Annotated in this window: 17 protein-coding genes and 1 other annotated feature; of the genes, 12 read left to right on the plus strand and 5 right to left on the minus strand. The window is 52.3% G+C overall.

The genetic code is table 11. The features are described 5' to 3' along the window. The first annotated feature begins 226 nt into the window (after positions 1-226). Both sltY and trpR read left to right on the plus strand, forming a co-directional pair. The gene (gene sltY, locus WCT94_RS13090) at positions 227-2,152 is read left to right on the plus strand and encodes a murein transglycosylase (protein WP_442955489.1); all 1,926 of its coding nucleotides are present in this window, start codon (positions 227-229) and stop codon (positions 2,150-2,152) included. Positions 2,153-2,224: 72 nt separating this feature from the next. After that, the gene (gene trpR / locus WCT94_RS13095) at positions 2,225-2,572 is read left to right on the plus strand and encodes a trp operon repressor (RefSeq protein ID WP_336869905.1); all 348 of its coding nucleotides are present in this window, start codon (positions 2,225-2,227) and stop codon (positions 2,570-2,572) included. 3 nt (positions 2,573-2,575) lie between these two features. Here the strand turns inward: trpR and yjjX are convergent, their stop codons facing one another. Beyond that, positions 2,576-3,115 carry an inosine/xanthosine triphosphatase gene (gene yjjX / locus WCT94_RS13100; RefSeq protein WP_336869906.1) on the minus strand — a complete coding sequence of 180 codons (540 nt, stop codon included), beginning with the start codon at positions 3,113-3,115 and terminating at the stop codon, positions 2,576-2,578. A 50-nt stretch (positions 3,116-3,165) separates the two neighbouring features. Between yjjX and gpmB the strand changes: the two genes are divergently transcribed. Beyond that, positions 3,166-3,816 (plus strand): 2,3-diphosphoglycerate-dependent phosphoglycerate mutase GpmB, encoded by a 651-nt coding sequence (gene gpmB, locus WCT94_RS13105; protein WP_336869907.1) that lies wholly within the window; start codon positions 3,166-3,168, stop codon positions 3,814-3,816. Here the strand turns inward: gpmB and robA are convergent. Beyond that, positions 3,805-4,692 (minus strand): MDR efflux pump AcrAB transcriptional activator RobA, encoded by an 888-nt coding sequence (gene robA, locus WCT94_RS13110; protein WP_336869909.1) that lies wholly within the window; start codon positions 4,690-4,692, stop codon positions 3,805-3,807. The genes gpmB and robA overlap by 12 nt on opposite strands. A gap of 205 nt (positions 4,693-4,897) precedes the next feature. On the opposite strand from robA, the gene creA reads away from it, so the two are divergent. Next, complete coding sequence (gene creA / locus WCT94_RS13115; protein ID WP_225085844.1) at positions 4,898-5,380, plus strand: protein CreA; 483 nt, start codon at positions 4,898-4,900, stop codon at positions 5,378-5,380. Positions 5,381-5,443: 63 nt separating this feature from the next. Here the strand turns inward: creA and arcA are convergent, their stop codons facing one another. Then, entirely contained in the window at positions 5,444-6,160 is a 717-nt protein-coding gene (arcA, locus tag WCT94_RS13120) for a two-component system response regulator ArcA (RefSeq protein ID WP_010300511.1), read from the minus strand. 765 nt (positions 6,161-6,925) lie between these two features. Between arcA and WCT94_RS13125 the strand changes: the two genes are divergently transcribed. The 6 genes from WCT94_RS13125 (at position 6,926) to thrC (ending at position 12,722) form a co-directional block, all read left to right on the plus strand. Next, positions 6,926-7,612, plus strand: coding sequence for a tRNA/rRNA methyltransferase (locus WCT94_RS13125; protein ID WP_336869910.1), 687 nt, complete (start codon positions 6,926-6,928; stop codon positions 7,610-7,612). Positions 7,613-7,622: 10 nt separating this feature from the next. Beyond that, positions 7,623-7,778: a hypothetical protein gene (locus WCT94_RS13130; protein ID WP_336869911.1), complete on the plus strand. Its 156-nt coding sequence runs from the start codon at positions 7,623-7,625 to the stop codon at positions 7,776-7,778. A gap of 45 nt (positions 7,779-7,823) precedes the next feature. Beyond that, on the plus strand, positions 7,824-7,892 hold the full coding sequence (gene thrL, locus WCT94_RS20835; RefSeq protein WP_014916714.1) for a thr operon leader peptide: 69 nt from the start codon (positions 7,824-7,826) through the stop codon (positions 7,890-7,892). Next, positions 7,831-7,946 (plus strand) — a sequence feature (Thr leader region). (Overlaps the previous gene by 62 nt.) Positions 7,947-8,037: 91 nt before the next feature. Then, positions 8,038-10,497 carry a bifunctional aspartate kinase/homoserine dehydrogenase I gene (thrA, locus tag WCT94_RS13135; protein WP_336869912.1) on the plus strand — a complete coding sequence of 820 codons (2,460 nt, stop codon included), beginning with the start codon at positions 8,038-8,040 and terminating at the stop codon, positions 10,495-10,497. A gap of 2 nt (positions 10,498-10,499) precedes the next feature. Continuing rightward, positions 10,500-11,429 (plus strand): homoserine kinase, encoded by a 930-nt coding sequence (gene thrB, locus WCT94_RS13140; RefSeq protein WP_010300501.1) that lies wholly within the window; start codon positions 10,500-10,502, stop codon positions 11,427-11,429. A 3-nt stretch (positions 11,430-11,432) separates the two neighbouring features. Further along, the gene (gene thrC / locus WCT94_RS13145; protein WP_180776748.1) at positions 11,433-12,722 is read left to right on the plus strand and encodes a threonine synthase; all 1,290 of its coding nucleotides are present in this window, start codon (positions 11,433-11,435) and stop codon (positions 12,720-12,722) included. Positions 12,723-12,794: 72 nt separating this feature from the next. Here the strand turns inward: thrC and yaaA are convergent, their stop codons facing one another. Further along, a complete protein-coding gene (yaaA, locus tag WCT94_RS13150; protein WP_336869913.1) occupies positions 12,795-13,568 on the minus strand; it encodes a peroxide stress protein YaaA in 774 nt (257 codons plus the stop codon). Between the two features lie 302 nt (positions 13,569-13,870). Between yaaA and tal the strand changes: the two genes are divergently transcribed. Beyond that, positions 13,871-14,824, plus strand: coding sequence for a transaldolase (gene tal / locus WCT94_RS13155; RefSeq protein ID WP_015841794.1), 954 nt, complete (start codon positions 13,871-13,873; stop codon positions 14,822-14,824). A gap of 76 nt (positions 14,825-14,900) precedes the next feature. Here tal and WCT94_RS13160 read toward each other — a convergent pair whose 3' ends face one another. Further along, a complete protein-coding gene (locus WCT94_RS13160) occupies positions 14,901-15,989 on the minus strand; it encodes a GGDEF domain-containing protein (protein WP_336869914.1) in 1,089 nt (362 codons plus the stop codon). A 389-nt stretch (positions 15,990-16,378) separates the two neighbouring features. Here WCT94_RS13160 and mog point away from each other — a divergent pair, with 389 nt between their 5' ends. Beyond that, positions 16,379-16,966, plus strand: a complete 588-nt coding sequence (gene mog / locus WCT94_RS13165; RefSeq protein ID WP_180741480.1) for a molybdopterin adenylyltransferase — start codon at positions 16,379-16,381, stop codon at positions 16,964-16,966. The last annotated feature ends 58 nt before the right edge of the window (positions 16,967-17,024 follow it).

Genomic DNA, 17,024 nt, shown 5'->3' on the forward strand with positions numbered 1-17,024 from the left:
AATATGAAGTGTAGCGGGTTTCAGCCCGCGATCCCAGCTATCCGGCGATTTGCCATGGCCGATCTGAGAGGTCAGTCCGCCTGATGAATTTCAGAATCGGTTTGCGGATCGACGTATCGTTGTCTGGCATGATGTGCCACACTGGATCTGCCCGATAGGATAGGGGTATCGATACGATGAAGGATGCCGATAGCAAGTTCGATAACGGATGAGGTTAATGCAGGTGATGAAAGCGGGTCATTGGTGGTACGCCGTTGCGGCGATATGTCTGGCTGGGGTCTCCGGCCACGTGCTGGCGGATTCTCTGGACGAACAGCGTCAGCGCTATCAGCAGGTTAAGCAAGCATGGGACAGCAACCAAATGGACACGGTAGCGCAGCTGATGCCGACGCTGCGCAGTTACCCGCTTTATCCTTATCTTGAATACCGTTCGCTCACGCAGGACCTGAGCCAGGTCAGCGCGACGCAGGTGAGGCAGTTTATGGCAACGCATCCGACGCTGCCACCCGCCCGTAATCTCAATACCAGCTTTGTGAATGAACTGGCGCGTCGTCAGGACTGGATCGGGCTGCTGGCATTTAGCCCGCAGCCGCCGAAGCCGGTCAGCGCCCGCTGTAACTTTTATTATGCCCAGTGGGCCACTGGGCAGCGTCAGGGCGTGTGGGAAGCCACGCGTGATATCTGGCTGACCGGGCGCTCGCTCCCTGCGGTGTGCGATAAACTCTTCTCGGTCTGGCAGCAGGCGGGTGAACAGACGCCGCTGACGACGCTGGAACGTGCGCGTCTGGCGATGGATGAAGGCAGCAGCAGTCTGGTGAGTTACCTCATCAAGCAGTTACCTGACGATTATAAAACGATGGGTGATGCACTGCTCAAACTCCAGAACGATCCAAATTCGCTGGAGAGCTTCGCTCGTACCGTCGGGCCAACGGATTTCACCCGGAAAGTCACGCTGTCGGCCTTTACGCGTACAGCGCGTCAGGATGCCGATAATGCCCGTTCGATGCTGCCGGTCATTGTCCGTTTGCAGAAAATGAGCGCAGCAGAGCGTCAGGAGATGGAAGAAACCATTGCCTGGCGGTTAATGGGCAACGATGCTACGTCAGAGCAGGCGCAGTGGCGGGATGGTGTGGTACGGCGGAGTACGTCGACCACCTTGCTGGAACGTCGCGTACGCATGGCGCTAGGCGCAGGCGATCGTCAGGGGCTAACGAGCTGGATGGCGCGCTTACCGGCGGAGGCGTTACAGAAAGATGAATGGCGTTACTGGCGCGCGGTGGTGCTGTTGGATCAGGGCAAGCGTCAGGAAGGTGAGACGCTATTACGCAGCCTGATGCAGGAGCGCGGGTTCTACCCTATGGCGGCAGCGCAGAAGCTCAACGAGCGCTACCCGATTACTATCATGACGGCGGTGAAGCCGGATCCTTCCTTGTCCCAGCTACCGGAAGTCGCCCGCGTGCGGGAATTGATGTTTTGGCAGATGGATAATCTGGCGCGCAGCGAGTGGGTCGGGCTGGTAGCTAACCGCAGCAAACCGCAGCAGGAAGCGCTGGCTCGCTATGCGTTTGAACAGCGCTGGGCGGATTTGAGCGTGCAGGCAACGATTGTCGCGAAGCTGTGGGATCATCTGGAAGAGCGTTTCCCGCTGGCCTGGAATGACGAATTCCGCCGTGAAACGCAGGGGAAAGGCATTAGCCAAAGCTATGCGATGGCGATCGCTCGTCAGGAGAGCGCCTGGAACCCGAAAGCGCGTTCTCCGGTTGGCGCATCAGGCTTGATGCAGTTGATGCCCGCGACGGCGCAGCATACTGCCAAAATGAGCAATATCACGTTCTATACGAACAGCAGCCAGCTGTTCGATCCTGAGACCAATATTCTGTTGGGAACGAGCTATTTGGAGTACGTGTATCAGACATTTGGCCGTAACCGGATTCTGTCCTCCGCGGCTTATAATGCAGGGCCGTCGCGGGTGAATACCTGGCTGAGAAACAGCGCCGGGCGCATTGATCCCGTTGCGTTTATCGAAAGCATTCCGTTCTCGGAAACTCGGGGATACGTGAAAAATGTGCTGGCCTATGACGTCTTCTATCGCTATTTCCTTCACCAGCCAGCCAATGTGCTGACGGATGCGGAATGGCAGCGGCGTTATTGAGACGCGGCGTTGCGATCGTTGCCTGAAATTGTGTTATGCTGCCGTACTAGTTAAATAGTATGGCAGCCCGTTATGACTCCGTTATCGCTTATCGACCCGGCACTTTCTGAACAAGACAATGAGCACTGGTTGCGCTTTGTTGCGCTATTGCAGCAGTCTATTGCGGAAGATCTGCAATTGCCGTTGCTTCAACTGCTACTGACGCCGGACGAGCGTACTGCGTTGGGAACGCGGGTGAGAATTGTGCAGGAACTGATGCGGGGTGAAATGAGTCAGCGTGAGCTGAAAAGCGAGTTAGGTGCAGGGATTGCGACCATCACGCGCGGTTCAAATAGCCTGAAAGCCGCGCCCCCCGCGTTAAAAAGCTGGCTGGAAGCGCAGTTGCTGTCGGCAGATAAACCGTTGGGTGACGACGCGTAACCGTTACGGTTTTGCGGCGTGAACGGGAATCTGGTAAATCGGGTTATGGAACGGTACCAGTGCCAGCAGCAGTGCCTGATGATATACGCTGGTACGCGACAGTTTGCCGTCGGTGAAGACGCCGATGGCACCACCTTTATGTTTAATATTCTGAACGCCCGTCAAACGTTCCATTTCATCACCTAATTCCCGCCCTTCACGGATACCATGTAATATACTTTCTGGAAGAACCAGGCTTGCAGAGCGTGATTCACCACGCAGGTGGGTGTTTTCGATCACCATCCAGGCGAACGTCATGCTTTCTTCAATGCCCGCTTCGACACCGACCCAAAAATCGGCTTCCGGCCGCACCTGGCGTGCCATCATGACGCGGTTTCTGGCGCCAGTACGGGTTTCGATAGAACCAAGAGGTTGACGCGGGACGCCGCTATCGACGTCAACGCCTTCGATGCGGCAGCTTTCTGCACCAAAGACATCGGTGAATGCCAGAGTAATAGCCTTAATCTTTGCCGGGTTGGTAGTTGCAGCAACAACGTGATACATAACAGTTTCGTACCTTTAGTTAATTTGACGCAGTATAACGGAAAATAACCATGTTACAGGTATATCTTGTTCGCCACGGCGAAACAGAATGGAATGTGGCTCGACGTATTCAAGGTCAATCGGACAGTGCGCTGACGCCAAGAGGTGAGCAACAGGCACAGCAAGTTGCTGAACGAATCAGGACGTTAGGGATTACGCATATTTTTACCAGCGATCTCGGAAGAACGCGTCAGACGACAGAAATCATCGCTAAATCTTGTGGTAATTGCCAGATAATCCTGGAGCCTGGGTTACGTGAATTGAACATGGGCGTATTGGAAGCGCGCGATCTGGATTCGCTGACCGCCCAGGAAGAAGGGTGGCGCAAGGGGCTGGTGGATGGCACGCCCGATGGCCGCATCCCGGAAGGTGAATCGATGAATGATGTCGCATTGCGCATGCATGGCGTTCTGGAGCGCTGTCTGGCGTTGCCAGCAGGAAGCCGTCCTCTGCTGGTGAGCCACGGGATGGCGCTGGGCTGCCTGCTGAGTACGGTTCTGGGGCTACCCGCGTCGGCTGAGCGGCGCCTGCGCCTGCGCAACTGCTCCCTGTCGCGCATCGATTATCAGCAAAGCCCGTGGCTGGCACCGGGATGGGTGGTGGAAACGGCCGGAGATATCTCGCATCTGGATATTCCGGCACTGGATGAGCTACAGCGCTGAGAGCGGCTCTGGGTGCTGGATGGGGATCAAATACTCGCAGCGGATGATCGCGGGTATTTCCCCGTCTGTATCACGGCTGGGGTGAAAACGCTCGGCGTCGAACCCTTTGCGGCGTGTGAGCTGGAAGGTCGGCAAACAGGTGTCATACAGCGTGATGATGAAGTCTTGCAGCTCGTCGTTTGGCCCTTCAAAAACAAACATCGCGTAATCGCCGCCCGGTAGCGTAATGGGTTCGCCCGTGTGGACATCATCCGGCAGGTACTGTGGCTCCAGCGCGGTGGTGTAGAGCACTTCGTGCTCGTCGTCTTTCTCTTTGCTCGGCCGTGAATGATGCAGCCCGTAAAGCACAGGGGGAACGGAGCAGGTTTCGCCTAAAAACTGGCGCCAATAGTGGACGCGAATTTCCGTACGGAAGTTGCAAATCTGCTCCAGACGGCAGTTATAGGTTTGCGTTAGCCCAAGCAACTGCGTTTCTGGCAGAGTGATAAACTGCGGTTGTGGCAGAGTAAACGCGCCGAGCCGGATCGGCGGACGAATGCCGAAAGTATTCCAATTATCGGAACGACGATAAGACGCGGGCGTTTGGGTAAACTGCTTTTTGAACGCGCGGGTAAAAGTCTGTTGTGAATCAAAACGGTATTGCAGAGCAATATCAAGGATAGGGCGGCTGGTCAGACAAAGTGCCACCGCCGCCTTGGTCAATCTCCGCGCTCGGATATATGAACCAATGGCATGGCCTGTCACGTCTTTGAACATTCTTTGCAGATGCCACTTGGAATAACCCGCTTTCGCCGCCACATTATCCAGTGATAGCGGCTGGTCGAGATGGCTTTCCAGCCAGTTAAGCAAGTCACGTATGATACCGGCTTGATCCATAATCTTCCTCATCAAACACATTGGGCGCGAGCGTATTGAGATCCCGCATCATAGCAATATTTTCACTTTGGTACTGCCGAAGATTTTTGAAAATATTCCGCAGGTAATTTGGATAAGGAGGATTGCGATAGTGGTTTATTTTGTACATCCTCTTTTTAATTGTGGTTATTAATCGTTTGTTATGAATTGTCACAGGGCCTGAAATATGAACATAAAGCGCATCATGGGAGCGGGTCTGTTATTGCTATCCACCGCTGGCGTCGTCAGTGCGGAAGAGGTCGGGTCTGTCGATACCGCCTTTAAACTGTTGGGGCCGGATCATAAGATCGTGGTGGAAGCGTTTGACGACCCGGATGTTTCAAACGTGACCTGCTACATTAGCCGAGCCAAAACGGGCGGAATCAAGGGCGGATTAGGGTTGGCGGAAGACACATCGGACGCTGCCATTTCCTGCCAGCAGGTTGGGCCGATTACACTGTCCGATAAAATCAAAAACGGCGGTGACCGTGGATCCGTGGTATTCCAGAAAAGAACATCGCTGGTTTTCAAGAAATTGCAGGTTGTTCGATTTTACGACCAAAAGCGCAATGCGCTGATCTATCTCGCTTACTCCGATCGCTTAGTCGATGGTTCGCCGAAAAATGCGTTAAGCGCGGTGCCGGTTATGCCGTGGGCAAAGAGTGAATAACGTGCGGTAATGCGGTAAGAAGGGAAAACAGCCGGAACGGATGTCTGTTCCGGCTGAGAGGGATTAATTTTCCAGGTCGCCGCAGAAGCGGTAGCCTTCGCCGTGGATCGTCGCGATGATTTCCGGCGTATCTGCAGTAGATTCAAAGTGCTTGCGGATACGGCGGATGGTGACGTCAACGGTACGGTCGTGTGGCTTAAGCTCACGGCCGGTCATTTTCTTCAGCAGTTCCGCGCGAGACTGAATCTTGCCCGGGTTTTCGCAGAAGTGCAGCATGGCGCGGAATTCACTGCGCGGCAGCTTGTATTGTTCACCCGCCGGGCTAATTAGAGAACGACTATTGATGTCCAGTTCCCAGCCGTTGAAGCGGTAGCTTTCCACCAGACGGCGCTCTTCAGTGCCGCTGCCAAGATTCATGGTGCGTGACAGCAGGTTACGCGCGCGGATCGTCAATTCACGTGGGTTGAACGGTTTGGTGATGTAGTCATCCGCACCGATTTCCAGACCGAGGATCTTATCGACTTCATTATCGCGGCCGGTGAGGAACATCAAGGCAACGGTGGCTTGCTCGCGCAGTTCACGTGCCAGCAACAGGCCGTTCTTTCCTGGCAGGTTGATGTCCATGATCACCAGATTGATGTCATTCTCGGACAAAATGTGGTGCATTTCTGCGCCATCAGTGGCTTCGTGAACAACGTATCCTTCCGCCTCAAAAATGCTTTTGAGGGTATTACGAGTTACTAGCTCGTCTTCAACAATAAGAATGTGCGGCGTCTGCATGTTTGCTACCTAAAATTGCCAACTTAAATTATAGAAATCGGAAGTACAGAAGTCGCTGTCATACCCTGCTGGCCCGCTGGCTACAACGCCAGTTATTCCGGGTATTTCCCTGGAGCTTATCGAGGTAAACTACGCTCTCGCTCAACATCAGACTCAAGTACGTAAAGGCGTTACTGGTGTTCATTCTCTACCCGCTTAGAGGTACTGCTAGCGGATGAGCGTGGCGCTAATTTAACTGCGCTCAAAGTGGCGCACAGTTTAACCTTATTAACAGCAACATAACAGTAAGCACGGATTTTGCCTGCTGATAAATCTACGGTTCTGTTGACATATATCAAATTTCATTTTAGCACGTTAACTATTTTGTGATAAACACTTATAGGATTGCCAGTTTACGTCACAATTTAGCACTTTTTATGAACGATTTAGCATAGCAAATGCCAATAATCATAATTGGCGCTACACATACGGCAGTAGTTTTATAACTTATTGAAATAAAATAATTTACCTTATTTTTCTTAGGGTTTTCTCTTCCTGCCCCTTTTTTGGACTCTCCGATGTTTCCTACCGAATGCTGGGTTGATACCGGAAATTTTGTTGGCTTATTGTTAACTTTTAACTGTAACGATCAACATGCTGTGGTTATCAACGAATAGCACTTATTTATCAATCGTTATCAGTGAATAGCTAGCGATGACGCCGCTGTTTTATTTGACGGCTGGTGGAGACAGTGGCAGAACGCACGTAACCCATACTGAGGAGTTTATGCAGTTTCATATTATTTTGGTTGAGCCCGCTCGGGCAGAGAATGTAGGGGCGGCAGCCCGTGCGATGAAAACAATGGGATTCAGCAGCTTGCGTATTGTCGGTAGCACTGCACATCAAGAACCGGCAGCTCGTTGGGTAGCGCACGGCTCGGGAGACATTCTGGATAACGTACAGGTGTTTGCCACGCTGGCTGAAGCACTGGCGGATGTCGACTTTACGGTCGCGACCACCGCGCGCAGCCGGGCTAAGTATCGTTATTACTGCACGCCAGCTGAACTGACTGGCGTATTGCAGGAGAAGGTGCAATGGATGGCTTCTGCGGCACTGGTGTTTGGTCGGGAAGATGTTGGCCTGACGAATGAAGAACTCGAATTGGCGGATGTGTTGACCGGCGTGCCGATGAAAGCGGATTACCCTTCACTGAATCTTGGTCAGGCGGTGATGGTGTACTGTTACCAACTGGCTGAACTGATGGACGTCAAATCGGAAGCGGTGCAGCCCGCTGTGGCGGGGCAATTGTCGGCATTGCACGATCGTTTGGATCGGCTACTGGTGAATTTGGCGGTTGAGGATGATGAAAAACTGCGAGACTGGCTGCATCAGCGGCTGGGGCGTTTAGAGCAGCGCGATACGGCGATGCTCCATCGGCTGCTACACGATATTGAAAAAAACCTGCCGAAATAAGATAGCAAAGATGGCTTTATTGGCAGTCGAACATTTTGAAACGGGAACTTTGGCAATTATTCATCTGGTGTATTCCCGTTTCGGCAGTGGGTTTAGCGGTAGACATTTTTCGTTCTACGAGAAGAAAAAAAAGAAATCCGTTGACTTCAAAGGGCGATTGGCCTAACTAATAGGGCAGATAACTCTACTTTTAATGAGATTCGATTTTAGCATGCGCACTATCAGCCTGATCACCACGATTATTACCATCACCGATACAACCAGTAACGGTGCGGGCTGACGCATATAAAGATTCCAGAAAAAGCCCGCACCGAACAGTGCGGGCTTTTTTTTTACGGCAGGTTATCCCTCAGCGCCGCCTGCAAGCGGCATACAAAAAACGCTTCCGGCGTTTGGTTGGCAGAAATTCAGGAGAACAGATAAAAATGCGAGTGTTGAAATTTGGCGGGACTTCAGTAGCAAATGCGGAGCGTTTTGCGCGCGTTGCCGACATTATCGAAAACAACGCGCGCCAGGGACAGGTGGCTACCGTATTGTCCGCTCCGGCGAAAATTACCAACCATCTGGTTGCCATGATTGAGAAAACCGTCGCCGGACAAGATATCCTGCCTCATTTGAATGACGCCGAAACAATCTTTTCTTCGCTGCTGCAAGGCCTTGCCGAATCTCAACCCGGCTTTGATCATGCCCGCCTGAAGGCATTCGTGGATCAGGAATTTGCACAGCTGAAACACGTTCTGCATGGCATCGCGCTGCTGGGCCAGTGTCCTGACAGCGTGAACGCCGCGATTATCTGCCGAGGGGAAAAACTGTCTATCGCCATCATGGAAGCGGTCTTTCAGGCACGCGGCTATGGGGTCTCCGTTATCAATCCGGTCGAGAAGCTGCTGGCGCAGGGACACTATCTTGAATCTACCGTGGATATCACGGAGTCGACTCGCCGTATCGCCGAAAGCGCCATTCCGAAGGATCATGTCATCCTGATGGCGGGCTTTACGGCCGGTAACGACAAAGGCGAACTGGTGGTGCTGGGCCGCAACGGTTCAGACTATTCCGCTGCGGTACTGGCCGCGTGTTTGCGTGCGGACTGCTGTGAGATCTGGACTGATGTAGACGGTGTTTATACCTGCGATCCGCGTCAGGTGCCGGACGCTCGATTATTGAAATCGATGTCCTATCAGGAGGCGATGGAGCTGTCCTATTTCGGCGCCAAAGTCCTCCACCCTCGCACCATCGCTCCTATCGCTCAGTTCCAAATTCCCTGCCTTATCAAAAACACCGAAAACCCTCAGGCTCCCGGTACGCTCATCGGCATGGACAGCTCGGATACGCAGTATCCGGTGAAAGGGATTACCAACCTGAACAACATGGCGATGATCAACGTATCCGGCCCCGGCATGAAAGGCATGGTTGGCATGGCGGCACGCGTGTTTGCTGCGATGTCACGTGCGGGTATTTCGGTCGTGCTGATCACGCAGTCGTCTTCTGAGTACAGCATCAGCTTCTGCGTATCACAAAACGAGCTGGCGCGTGCCAGAAAAACGCTGGAAGACGAATTCTATCTGGAACTGAAAGAAGGCGTGCTGGAGCCGCTGGATGTAATGGAACGTCTGGCGATCCTCTCTGTTGTTGGTGATGGCATGCGTACGCTGCGCGGCCTGTCTGCGCGTCTGTTCTCTGCGCTGGCGACGGCCAATATCAATATCGTAGCTATCGCGCAGGGGTCCTCCGAACGATCTATCTCCGTCGTGGTAAACAACGATGTGGCGACCACCGGCGTGCGCGTGGCTCACCAGATGCTGTTTAACACCGATCAAGTGATCGATGTGTTTGTGATCGGCGTCGGCGGCGTGGGTGGCGCGCTGCTGGAGCAGATTCACCGTCAGCAACCGTGGCTGAAAGACAAGCATATCGACCTGCGTGTGTGTGGGATCGCGAACTCCAAAGCCATGCTGACCAATATTAACGGCGTTTCGATGGATAACTGGCGCGAAGAGTTGGCGAAAGCCCGCGAGCCGTTCAATCTGGGCCGTCTGATTCGTCTGGTGAAAGAGTATCACCTGCTGAATCCGGTTATCGTTGACTGTACGTCGAATCAGGCGGTGGCCGATCAGTACGTGGATTTCCTGGCCGACGGCTTCCACGTGGTGACCCCAAACAAGAAAGCCAACACCGGGTCGATGAATTATTATCACCAACTGCGCAGTGCTGCGGCGAAATCCCGCCGTCGTTTCCTGTATGACACGAACGTTGGTGCAGGCCTGCCGGTGATTGAGAACCTGCAAAACTTGCTGAATGCGGGTGATGAGCTGATTCGCTTTACCGGTATTCTCTCTGGCTCGCTGTCCTTTATTTTCGGTAAACTCGATGAAGGCATGTCGCTGTCGGCAGCGACTACGCAGGCGAAAGAGAAAGGTTATACCGAACCCGATCCGCGCGACGATCTGTCCGGTATGGACGTGGCGCGTAAGCTGCTGATTCTGGCGCGTGAAGCGGGTTATCAGTTGGAACTGGGCGATATCGAGGTGGAATCTGTTCTGCCTGCCAGCTTCGATGCCTCCGGCGACGTTGCCAGCTTCATGCAGCGTCTGCCGTCGGTAGACGATGAGTTCGCCAGCCGTGTTGCACAAGCGCGCGATGAAGGTAAAGTGTTGCGCTATGTCGGCGTCATTGAAGAAGGCCGCTGCAAGGTCAAGATCAGCGCCGTTGGCGGCAACGATCCGCTGTTTAAAGTCAAAGATGGTGAGAATGCGCTGGCATTCTACAGCCGTTATTATCAGCCACTGCCGCTCGTGTTGCGCGGTTATGGCGCGGGTAACGATGTTACCGCTGCTGGTGTGTTCGCAGATCTGCTGCGCACCTTGTCATGGAAGTTGGGAGCATAATTATGGTTAAGGTGTATGCACCTGCATCAATCGGTAACGTCAGCGTTGGGTTTGATGTACTGGGTGCGGCCGTTTCACCCGTAGACGGTTCATTGCTGGGCGATTGCGTCTCTGTCGAGGCGGCCGATCTGTTCAGCCTGCGTAATGAAGGGCGTTTTGTTAGCAAACTGCCGGACAACCCGAAAGAAAACATTGTGTACCAATGTTGGGAGCTTTTCTGTCAGGAAATTGGCAAAACCGTGCCGGTGGCGATGACGCTCGAAAAGAATATGCCGATTGGCTCAGGGCTGGGTTCCAGCGCCTGTTCTGTCGTCGCCGGGCTGATGGCGATGAATGAATTTTGCGGCAAGCCGCTGGATGATACCCGCCTGCTGACGCTGATGGGCGAGTTGGAAGGGCGCATTTCCGGTAGCGTTCACTACGATAATGTGGCTCCGTGTTTCCTCGGCGGCGTCCAACTGATGCTGGAAGAAAACGGCATTATCAGCCAGCCGGTGCCATCGTTTGACGACTGGCTGTGGGTCATGGCGTATCCGGGGATTAAAGTCTCTACTGCAGAAGCGCGCGCGATTCTGCCTGCGCAATATCGTCGTCAGGATTGCATCAGCCACGGCCGTTATCTGGCCGGTTTTATCCACGCTTGCCATACCGGACAGGCTGCGCTGGCGGCGAAACTGATGAAGGATGTCATCGCGGAACCTTATCGTACGAAACTGCTGCCCGGCTTTGCTGCCGCTCGTCAGGCTGCTGAAGATATCGGGGCGCTGGCCTGTGGTATTTCCGGCTCTGGCCCGACGTTATTCTCCGTTTGCAACGACATGGCGAGCGCACAGCGCTTGGCCGACTGGCTGCGGGATAACTATTTGCAGAACGATGAAGGTTTTGTTCATATTTGCCGTCTTGATACGACTGGCGCACGACAACTGGGATAACGCATGAAACTGTACAACCTTAAAGATCATAACGAGCAGGTCAGCTTTGCTCAGGCTATCAAGCAAGGGCTGGGTAGCCAGCAAGGGCTGTTCTTCCCGCTGGATCTGCCGGAGTTTGAGCGCACCGAAATCGACGCGCTGCTGGATCTGGATTTCGTTACCCGTAGCAGCCGTATTCTGTCTGCGTATATCGGCGATGAAATTGCGGCTGAAACCGTGTTCGAGCGCGTAAAAGCGGCCTTTGCGTTCCCGGCACCCGTTGCGCCGGTAGCGGAAGATATCGCCGCGCTGGAACTGTTCCACGGCCCGACGCTGGCCTTTAAAGACTTCGGCGGCCGCTTTATGGCGCAAATGCTGACGGAAGTGTCTGGCGACGAAAAAATTACCATTCTGACGGCGACCTCTGGCGACACCGGTGCAGCCGTGGCGCATGCCTTCTACGGTCTGGAAAATGTCCGCGTTGTGATTTTGTATCCGCAGGGCAAGATCAGTCCGCTGCAGGAAAAACTGTTCTGTACGCTGGGTGGTAACATTCACACCATCGCGGTCGACAGTGATTTTGATGCCTGTCAGGCATTGGTGAAAAAGGCGTTTGATGATGAAGAACTGAAAAAGGCGATTGGCCTGAACTCGGCAAACTCCATCAATATCAGCCGCCTGCTGGCGCAAATTTGCTACTACTTTGAAGCGGTTGCACAATTGCCGCAGGAAGCGCGTAATCAGCTGGTGGTTTCTGTACCGAGCGGTAACTTCGGCGATCTGACTGCCGGTCTGCTGGCAAAATCGCTGGGGCTGCCGATTAAGCGCTTCATCGCTGCGACCAACGCCAATGACACCGTGCCGCGTTTCCTGAGCAGTGGAAATTGGGAGCCGAATAAAACGGTGGCAACCTTATCCAACGCGATGGACGTGAGCCAGCCGAACAACTGGCCGCGTGTGGAAGAGCTGTTCCGTCGTAAAAACTGGCAGTTGAAAACGCTGGGCTTTGGCGCGGTGAGCGATGAGACCACGAAAGAAACCATGCATGAGCTGGATGCGTTAGGCTATGTTTCTGAGCCGCACGCGGCGATTGCTTATCGTTTGTTGCGCGATCAACTGCAAGCTGGCGAGTTCGGCCTGTTCCTGGGGACGGCGCACCCGGCGAAATTCAAGGAAAGCGTAGAAGCCATTCTGGGCAAAGAACTGGATCTGCCGGAAGCGCTGGCTGAGCGTGCCGATCTGGATCTGCTGTCGCACCACTTCCCGGATGATTTCGCGAAGCTGCGTGAATTCCTGATGTCGCTGCCGAAGTAATTTTGTTGTAACGGATAGCGATAAAGACTGAAAGGTAAGGGCGGAAAATTCCGCCCTTTTTACGTTTTCGGCTTACTGTTCGTGGCGTTTAAATACCAGTTCATCAGCCGAAGAGTCCGCAGCCTCGAAAAAGTAACCTTCCAGATTGAATGCTTTCAACTGCTCTGGCTGAGTCAGGCGGTTTTGAATAATGAAACGACTCATCAGACCGCGCGCTTTCTTGGCGTAGAAACTGATCACCTTGAACTTACCGTTTTTCTCATCCAGGAAAACGGGTTTGATCAGGCGGGCATTAAGCTTTTTCGGTTTAACGGCTTTGAAATATTCGTCCGATGCCAGATTAACCAACACATCGTCGCCTTGATCGCGCAGCGCCTGATTCAGTTTTTCCGTAATGGTGTCGCCCCAGAAACTGTAGAGATCTTTACCGACTTTATTTTCCAGCTTGGTGCCCATTTCCAGCCGATACGGCCGCATCAAGTCCAGCGGGCGCAATACGCCATACAGGCCTGACAGCATACGCAGATGCTGCTGAGCGAAATCGAAATCATCCTCGTTGAAATCTTCTGCGGCCAATCCGGTATAGACGTCACCCTTAAATGCCAGCAGCGCCTGACGTGCGTTCTCCGGTGTGAAATCTGGGTGCCACTCGCTAAAGCGGCCTGCGTTCAGGTCAGCCAGTTTATCGCTGATGCTCATCAGCGAGGCGATCTGTGCCGGCGTCAGTTTTTTACATACATCAATCAACTGGCTGGAATAGTCCAGAAGTTCCGGCTGGGTATAACGCGTCGTTGCCAAAGGACTGGTGTAGTCGAGCGTTTTTGCGGGTGAAATAGTAATAAGCATGCGCCATGTCCTGTCGGTCTGATTTGAGATGGTCCTACTATAGCAAGAACGCCGTAAGAAAACGGCGATAGCTATAATACGCCTTGTCTTTTACGTTCGAGCGCGTTTGGAAAGGGGAATCACCAGCGTGCAATCGTCGTTGCAAGGGGGCGTGGGAAAAGGCTGGCTTGCGCGGGAAAGTTCGCGTGTTATTATCAGATTTCGGCGCAAAACAGATGGCCACCCGATTAGATAATAAGTCGATTCATATACGAGCTATTTTCATTCACGAGCACCACGTATAAACAACGAGACATGCCAACATGACGGATAAACTGACTTCCCTACGCCAATTGACCACGGTTGTAGCTGATACCGGCGATATTGCGGCAATGAAACTGTACCAACCGCAAGATGCGACCACCAACCCTTCACTGATTCTGAACGCGGCGCAAATTCCTGAATACCGCAAGCTGATCGACGAGGCGATTGCCTGGGCGCGCGAGCAGAGCAGCGATCGCAAACAGCAGGTCGTTGATGCGACGGACAAACTGGCGGTCAACATTGGTCTCGAAATTTTAAAATTGATCCCCGGCCGCATCTCCACAGAAGTGGATGCACGTTTGTCTTATGACACTGAAGCCAGCGTGGCGAAAGCAAAACACCTGATCAAACTGTACAACGACGCAGGCATTAGCAACGAGCGTATCCTGATTAAACTGGCGTCAACCTGGCAGGGTATCCGTGCGGCGGAGCAACTGGAAAAAGAAGGCATTAACTGTAACCTGACGCTGCTGTTCTCCTTTGCGCAGGCGCGTGCCTGTGCTGAAGCGGGCGTATTCCTGATTTCACCGTTCGTTGGCCGTATTCTTGACTGGTACAAAGCTAATGGCGATAAGAAAGAATTCGCGCCGCACGAAGATCCAGGTGTAGTGTCCGTTAGCGAAATCTATGACTACTACAAAGAGCACGGCTATGAAACCGTCGTGATGGGCGCGAGCTTCCGTAACGTTGGTGAGATTCTGGAACTGGCTGGGTGTGATCGCCTGACGATCGCACCTGCACTGTTGAAAGAGCTGTCAGAAAGCGAAGGCGAAGTGGTTCGCAAACTGTCTTATGCTGGTGAAGTGAAAGTTCGTCCGGCGAAAATGACGGAAGCGGAATTCTACTGGCAGCACAATCAAGACCCAATGGCGATTGATAAACTGGCCGATGGGATCCGTAAATTTGCTATCGACCAGGAAAAACTGGAAAAGATGATTGCAGATTTACTGTAAGCATTCTGCTGATAAAAATAGCCGGGATTCCCGGCTATTTTTTTGTCTGCGCGCTGGCATTTTGGAAGGAGGAAGTCTATTTCGCCGTCGCGTTACGGGTTTTCTTCGCGATATAAAGATTATCATCGGCCCGCTTCATCACCTCGCTGAGGTCTTCTCCAGCGATATAGTATTCAACCAGCCCAATACTGACCGTCAGCCTGATTTTCCCTGCTGCGGTTTCACAAGGCGTATCGCTAATACGCTCTCTCGCTTTATCCACGATGGTGTACGCATCGTCTAATCCGGTATTTGGAAACACGATTGCAAATTCATCGCCGCCAATACGGCCAAAAATATCTTCGCGACGAAATGATTTTTTGAAAGTATCGGCAACAAACTTCAGCGCCTCGTCACCGACGCCGTGACCAAAGCTATCATTCACGTACTTAAAGTAGTCGATGTCGATCAGAATGACGCTGACGGGTCGCTTGGTCAGATTGGCGACACTAAAGGCTTTATTGGTCGCCAGAAAGAACGCATCTCGCCGTAAATAACCGGTGAGGTCGTCATAGCGTGCGATGATCGGCAATTCCACCAAATATTTTTTCGTCAGTAGGGACATCAGGCTGCCTAAAATAGCGAAGAGCAGCACACTACCTGCAACAATGAGAAGCGAAGATAAAGAAGACAGCGTCTGGATAAAGGATGGTTGTGGGTTTTCTGAGGTTGTTCTTATCCAAATACCCAGTAATTCATCGGTTGGCGACAGAATAGGGAAAATAATCGTCAGGGTGCCTTTACCCGCATAATCTCCGATAGAAGGCAGTTTATTTTGGCAGGTGCGAATAACCGCCATATCGTTGAAGTTGAGATCAGAAGAAGAGAGCTTGTTTATGCACTCGCTACGCGAATCTCGCGTGTTAAAGGCAAAGGTTCTGGTTCGTGAAGACAAATAAGTGCCGGATTGCCGAATCATATCGCTTTCGGCTACTTCACCGCTATTGGTGTAGGAGCCGTAGGTTTTGATCGCGGTATCGAGATTGATCCGTTCTGTTTTCCAGGTCGATTTGTTGGCTTCATGCATAATAATGATGGTGAGGATAAAGGAAATCGCCCCAAACAGGAAAAAGGCATACGCCGGATGGGCAAAAAGTTTAAGTATCTTATACTTAAGATCGTTCATGGCGACTTCCTTGATAGGGCTTTTTTACTTATTGTGATACGAAAGAAGTGCTTTAATTTTATCATATTATTTGATTTAACGTGATGCTCTGTCGTGGTAGATACCACCCTCTTCTCCTTAATCTATCGGCCTATTTCATCCGCTCTTAATGGGTAAGCGATCTTTTTTATGCGCCTGCTATTCTTAAATTTTAATTGCGAAACGGTATTATTAATTTAATTCATTTCTTTCTCTTTTTTGAGACGCTATTTAGTAGCTATTATCAAATACTGTATTGCACTCGGAGTGAAATAACGGACGCAGTGTGAATTTCCTCATAAGAGCTAATTGTTTGCTAAAAGCGTTCAATATCCTGATAAAATTGGTGTTTTATTTAGACTGAGGTGCTTATGAACGTATTGCGTATTGGTTTGGTCTCCGTATCTGACCGCGCTTCCAACGGGGTTTATCAGGATAAAGGCATCCCAGAACTGGAATCCTGGCTCCGTAGCGCCCTAACCACGCCTTTTGCAGTGGAAACCCGACTGGTGCCTGATGAACAGCCGATGATTGAACAAACGCTGTGTGAATTGGTTGATGAACGCGGCTGTCATCTGGTGCTGACGACCGGAGGAACGGGGCCTGCACGTCGTGATGTCACACCGGATGCCACGTTGGCCGTTGCCGATCGAGAAATGCCGGGGTTTGGCGAGCAAATGCGGCAGATCAGCCTGCGCTTTGTTCCTACCGCGATTCTCTCTCGCCAGGTGGGTGTGCTGCGTAAACAGGCACTGATTCTCAATCTGCCAGGGCAACCTAAGTCGATTAAGGAAACACTGGAAGGTTTAAAAGACGCTGATGGCAAGGTGATTGTGGCCGGTATTTTTGCCAGCGTACCGTATTGTATCCAACTGCTGGAAGGCCCTTACATCGAGACCAATCCCGATGTAGTAGCAGCTTTTCGCCCTAAAAATGCCGTGCGCGAAATAAAAGACTGAAGTTAGGCGATTTGAAACATAAGATTCAGCTTTACTGGTGTATAAAAATTTTGCCGCT

Origin of the sequence: Pectobacterium sp. 1950-15, assembly GCF_037136835.1 — a bacterium.
Lineage (GTDB): Bacteria > Pseudomonadota > Gammaproteobacteria > Enterobacterales > Enterobacteriaceae > Pectobacterium.

What these genes read in the sequence shown, in the direction of transcription:
- sltY (WP_442955489.1), top strand. Translation starts at nt 227, where the DNA reads ATGAAAGCGGGTCATTGGTGGTACGCCGTTGCGGCGATATGTCTGGCT.
- trpR (WP_336869905.1), top strand. Translation starts at nt 2,225, where the DNA reads ATGACTCCGTTATCGCTTATCGACCCGGCACTTTCTGAACAAGACAAT.
- yjjX (WP_336869906.1), bottom strand. Translation starts at nt 3,115, where the DNA reads ATGTATCACGTTGTTGCTGCAACTACCAACCCGGCAAAGATTAAGGCT.
- gpmB (WP_336869907.1), top strand. Translation starts at nt 3,166, where the DNA reads ATGTTACAGGTATATCTTGTTCGCCACGGCGAAACAGAATGGAATGTG.
- robA (WP_336869909.1), bottom strand. Translation starts at nt 4,692, where the DNA reads ATGGATCAAGCCGGTATCATACGTGACTTGCTTAACTGGCTGGAAAGC.
- creA (WP_225085844.1), top strand. Translation starts at nt 4,898, where the DNA reads ATGAACATAAAGCGCATCATGGGAGCGGGTCTGTTATTGCTATCCACC.
- arcA (WP_010300511.1), bottom strand. Translation starts at nt 6,160, where the DNA reads ATGCAGACGCCGCACATTCTTATTGTTGAAGACGAGCTAGTAACTCGT.
- WCT94_RS13125 (WP_336869910.1), top strand. Translation starts at nt 6,926, where the DNA reads ATGCAGTTTCATATTATTTTGGTTGAGCCCGCTCGGGCAGAGAATGTA.
- WCT94_RS13130 (WP_336869911.1), top strand. Translation starts at nt 7,623, where the DNA reads ATGGCTTTATTGGCAGTCGAACATTTTGAAACGGGAACTTTGGCAATT.
- thrA (WP_336869912.1), top strand. Translation starts at nt 8,038, where the DNA reads ATGCGAGTGTTGAAATTTGGCGGGACTTCAGTAGCAAATGCGGAGCGT.
- thrB (WP_010300501.1), top strand. Translation starts at nt 10,500, where the DNA reads ATGGTTAAGGTGTATGCACCTGCATCAATCGGTAACGTCAGCGTTGGG.
- thrC (WP_180776748.1), top strand. Translation starts at nt 11,433, where the DNA reads ATGAAACTGTACAACCTTAAAGATCATAACGAGCAGGTCAGCTTTGCT.
- yaaA (WP_336869913.1), bottom strand. Translation starts at nt 13,568, where the DNA reads ATGCTTATTACTATTTCACCCGCAAAAACGCTCGACTACACCAGTCCT.
- tal (WP_015841794.1), top strand. Translation starts at nt 13,871, where the DNA reads ATGACGGATAAACTGACTTCCCTACGCCAATTGACCACGGTTGTAGCT.
- WCT94_RS13160 (WP_336869914.1), bottom strand. Translation starts at nt 15,989, where the DNA reads ATGAACGATCTTAAGTATAAGATACTTAAACTTTTTGCCCATCCGGCG.
- mog (WP_180741480.1), top strand. Translation starts at nt 16,379, where the DNA reads ATGAACGTATTGCGTATTGGTTTGGTCTCCGTATCTGACCGCGCTTCC.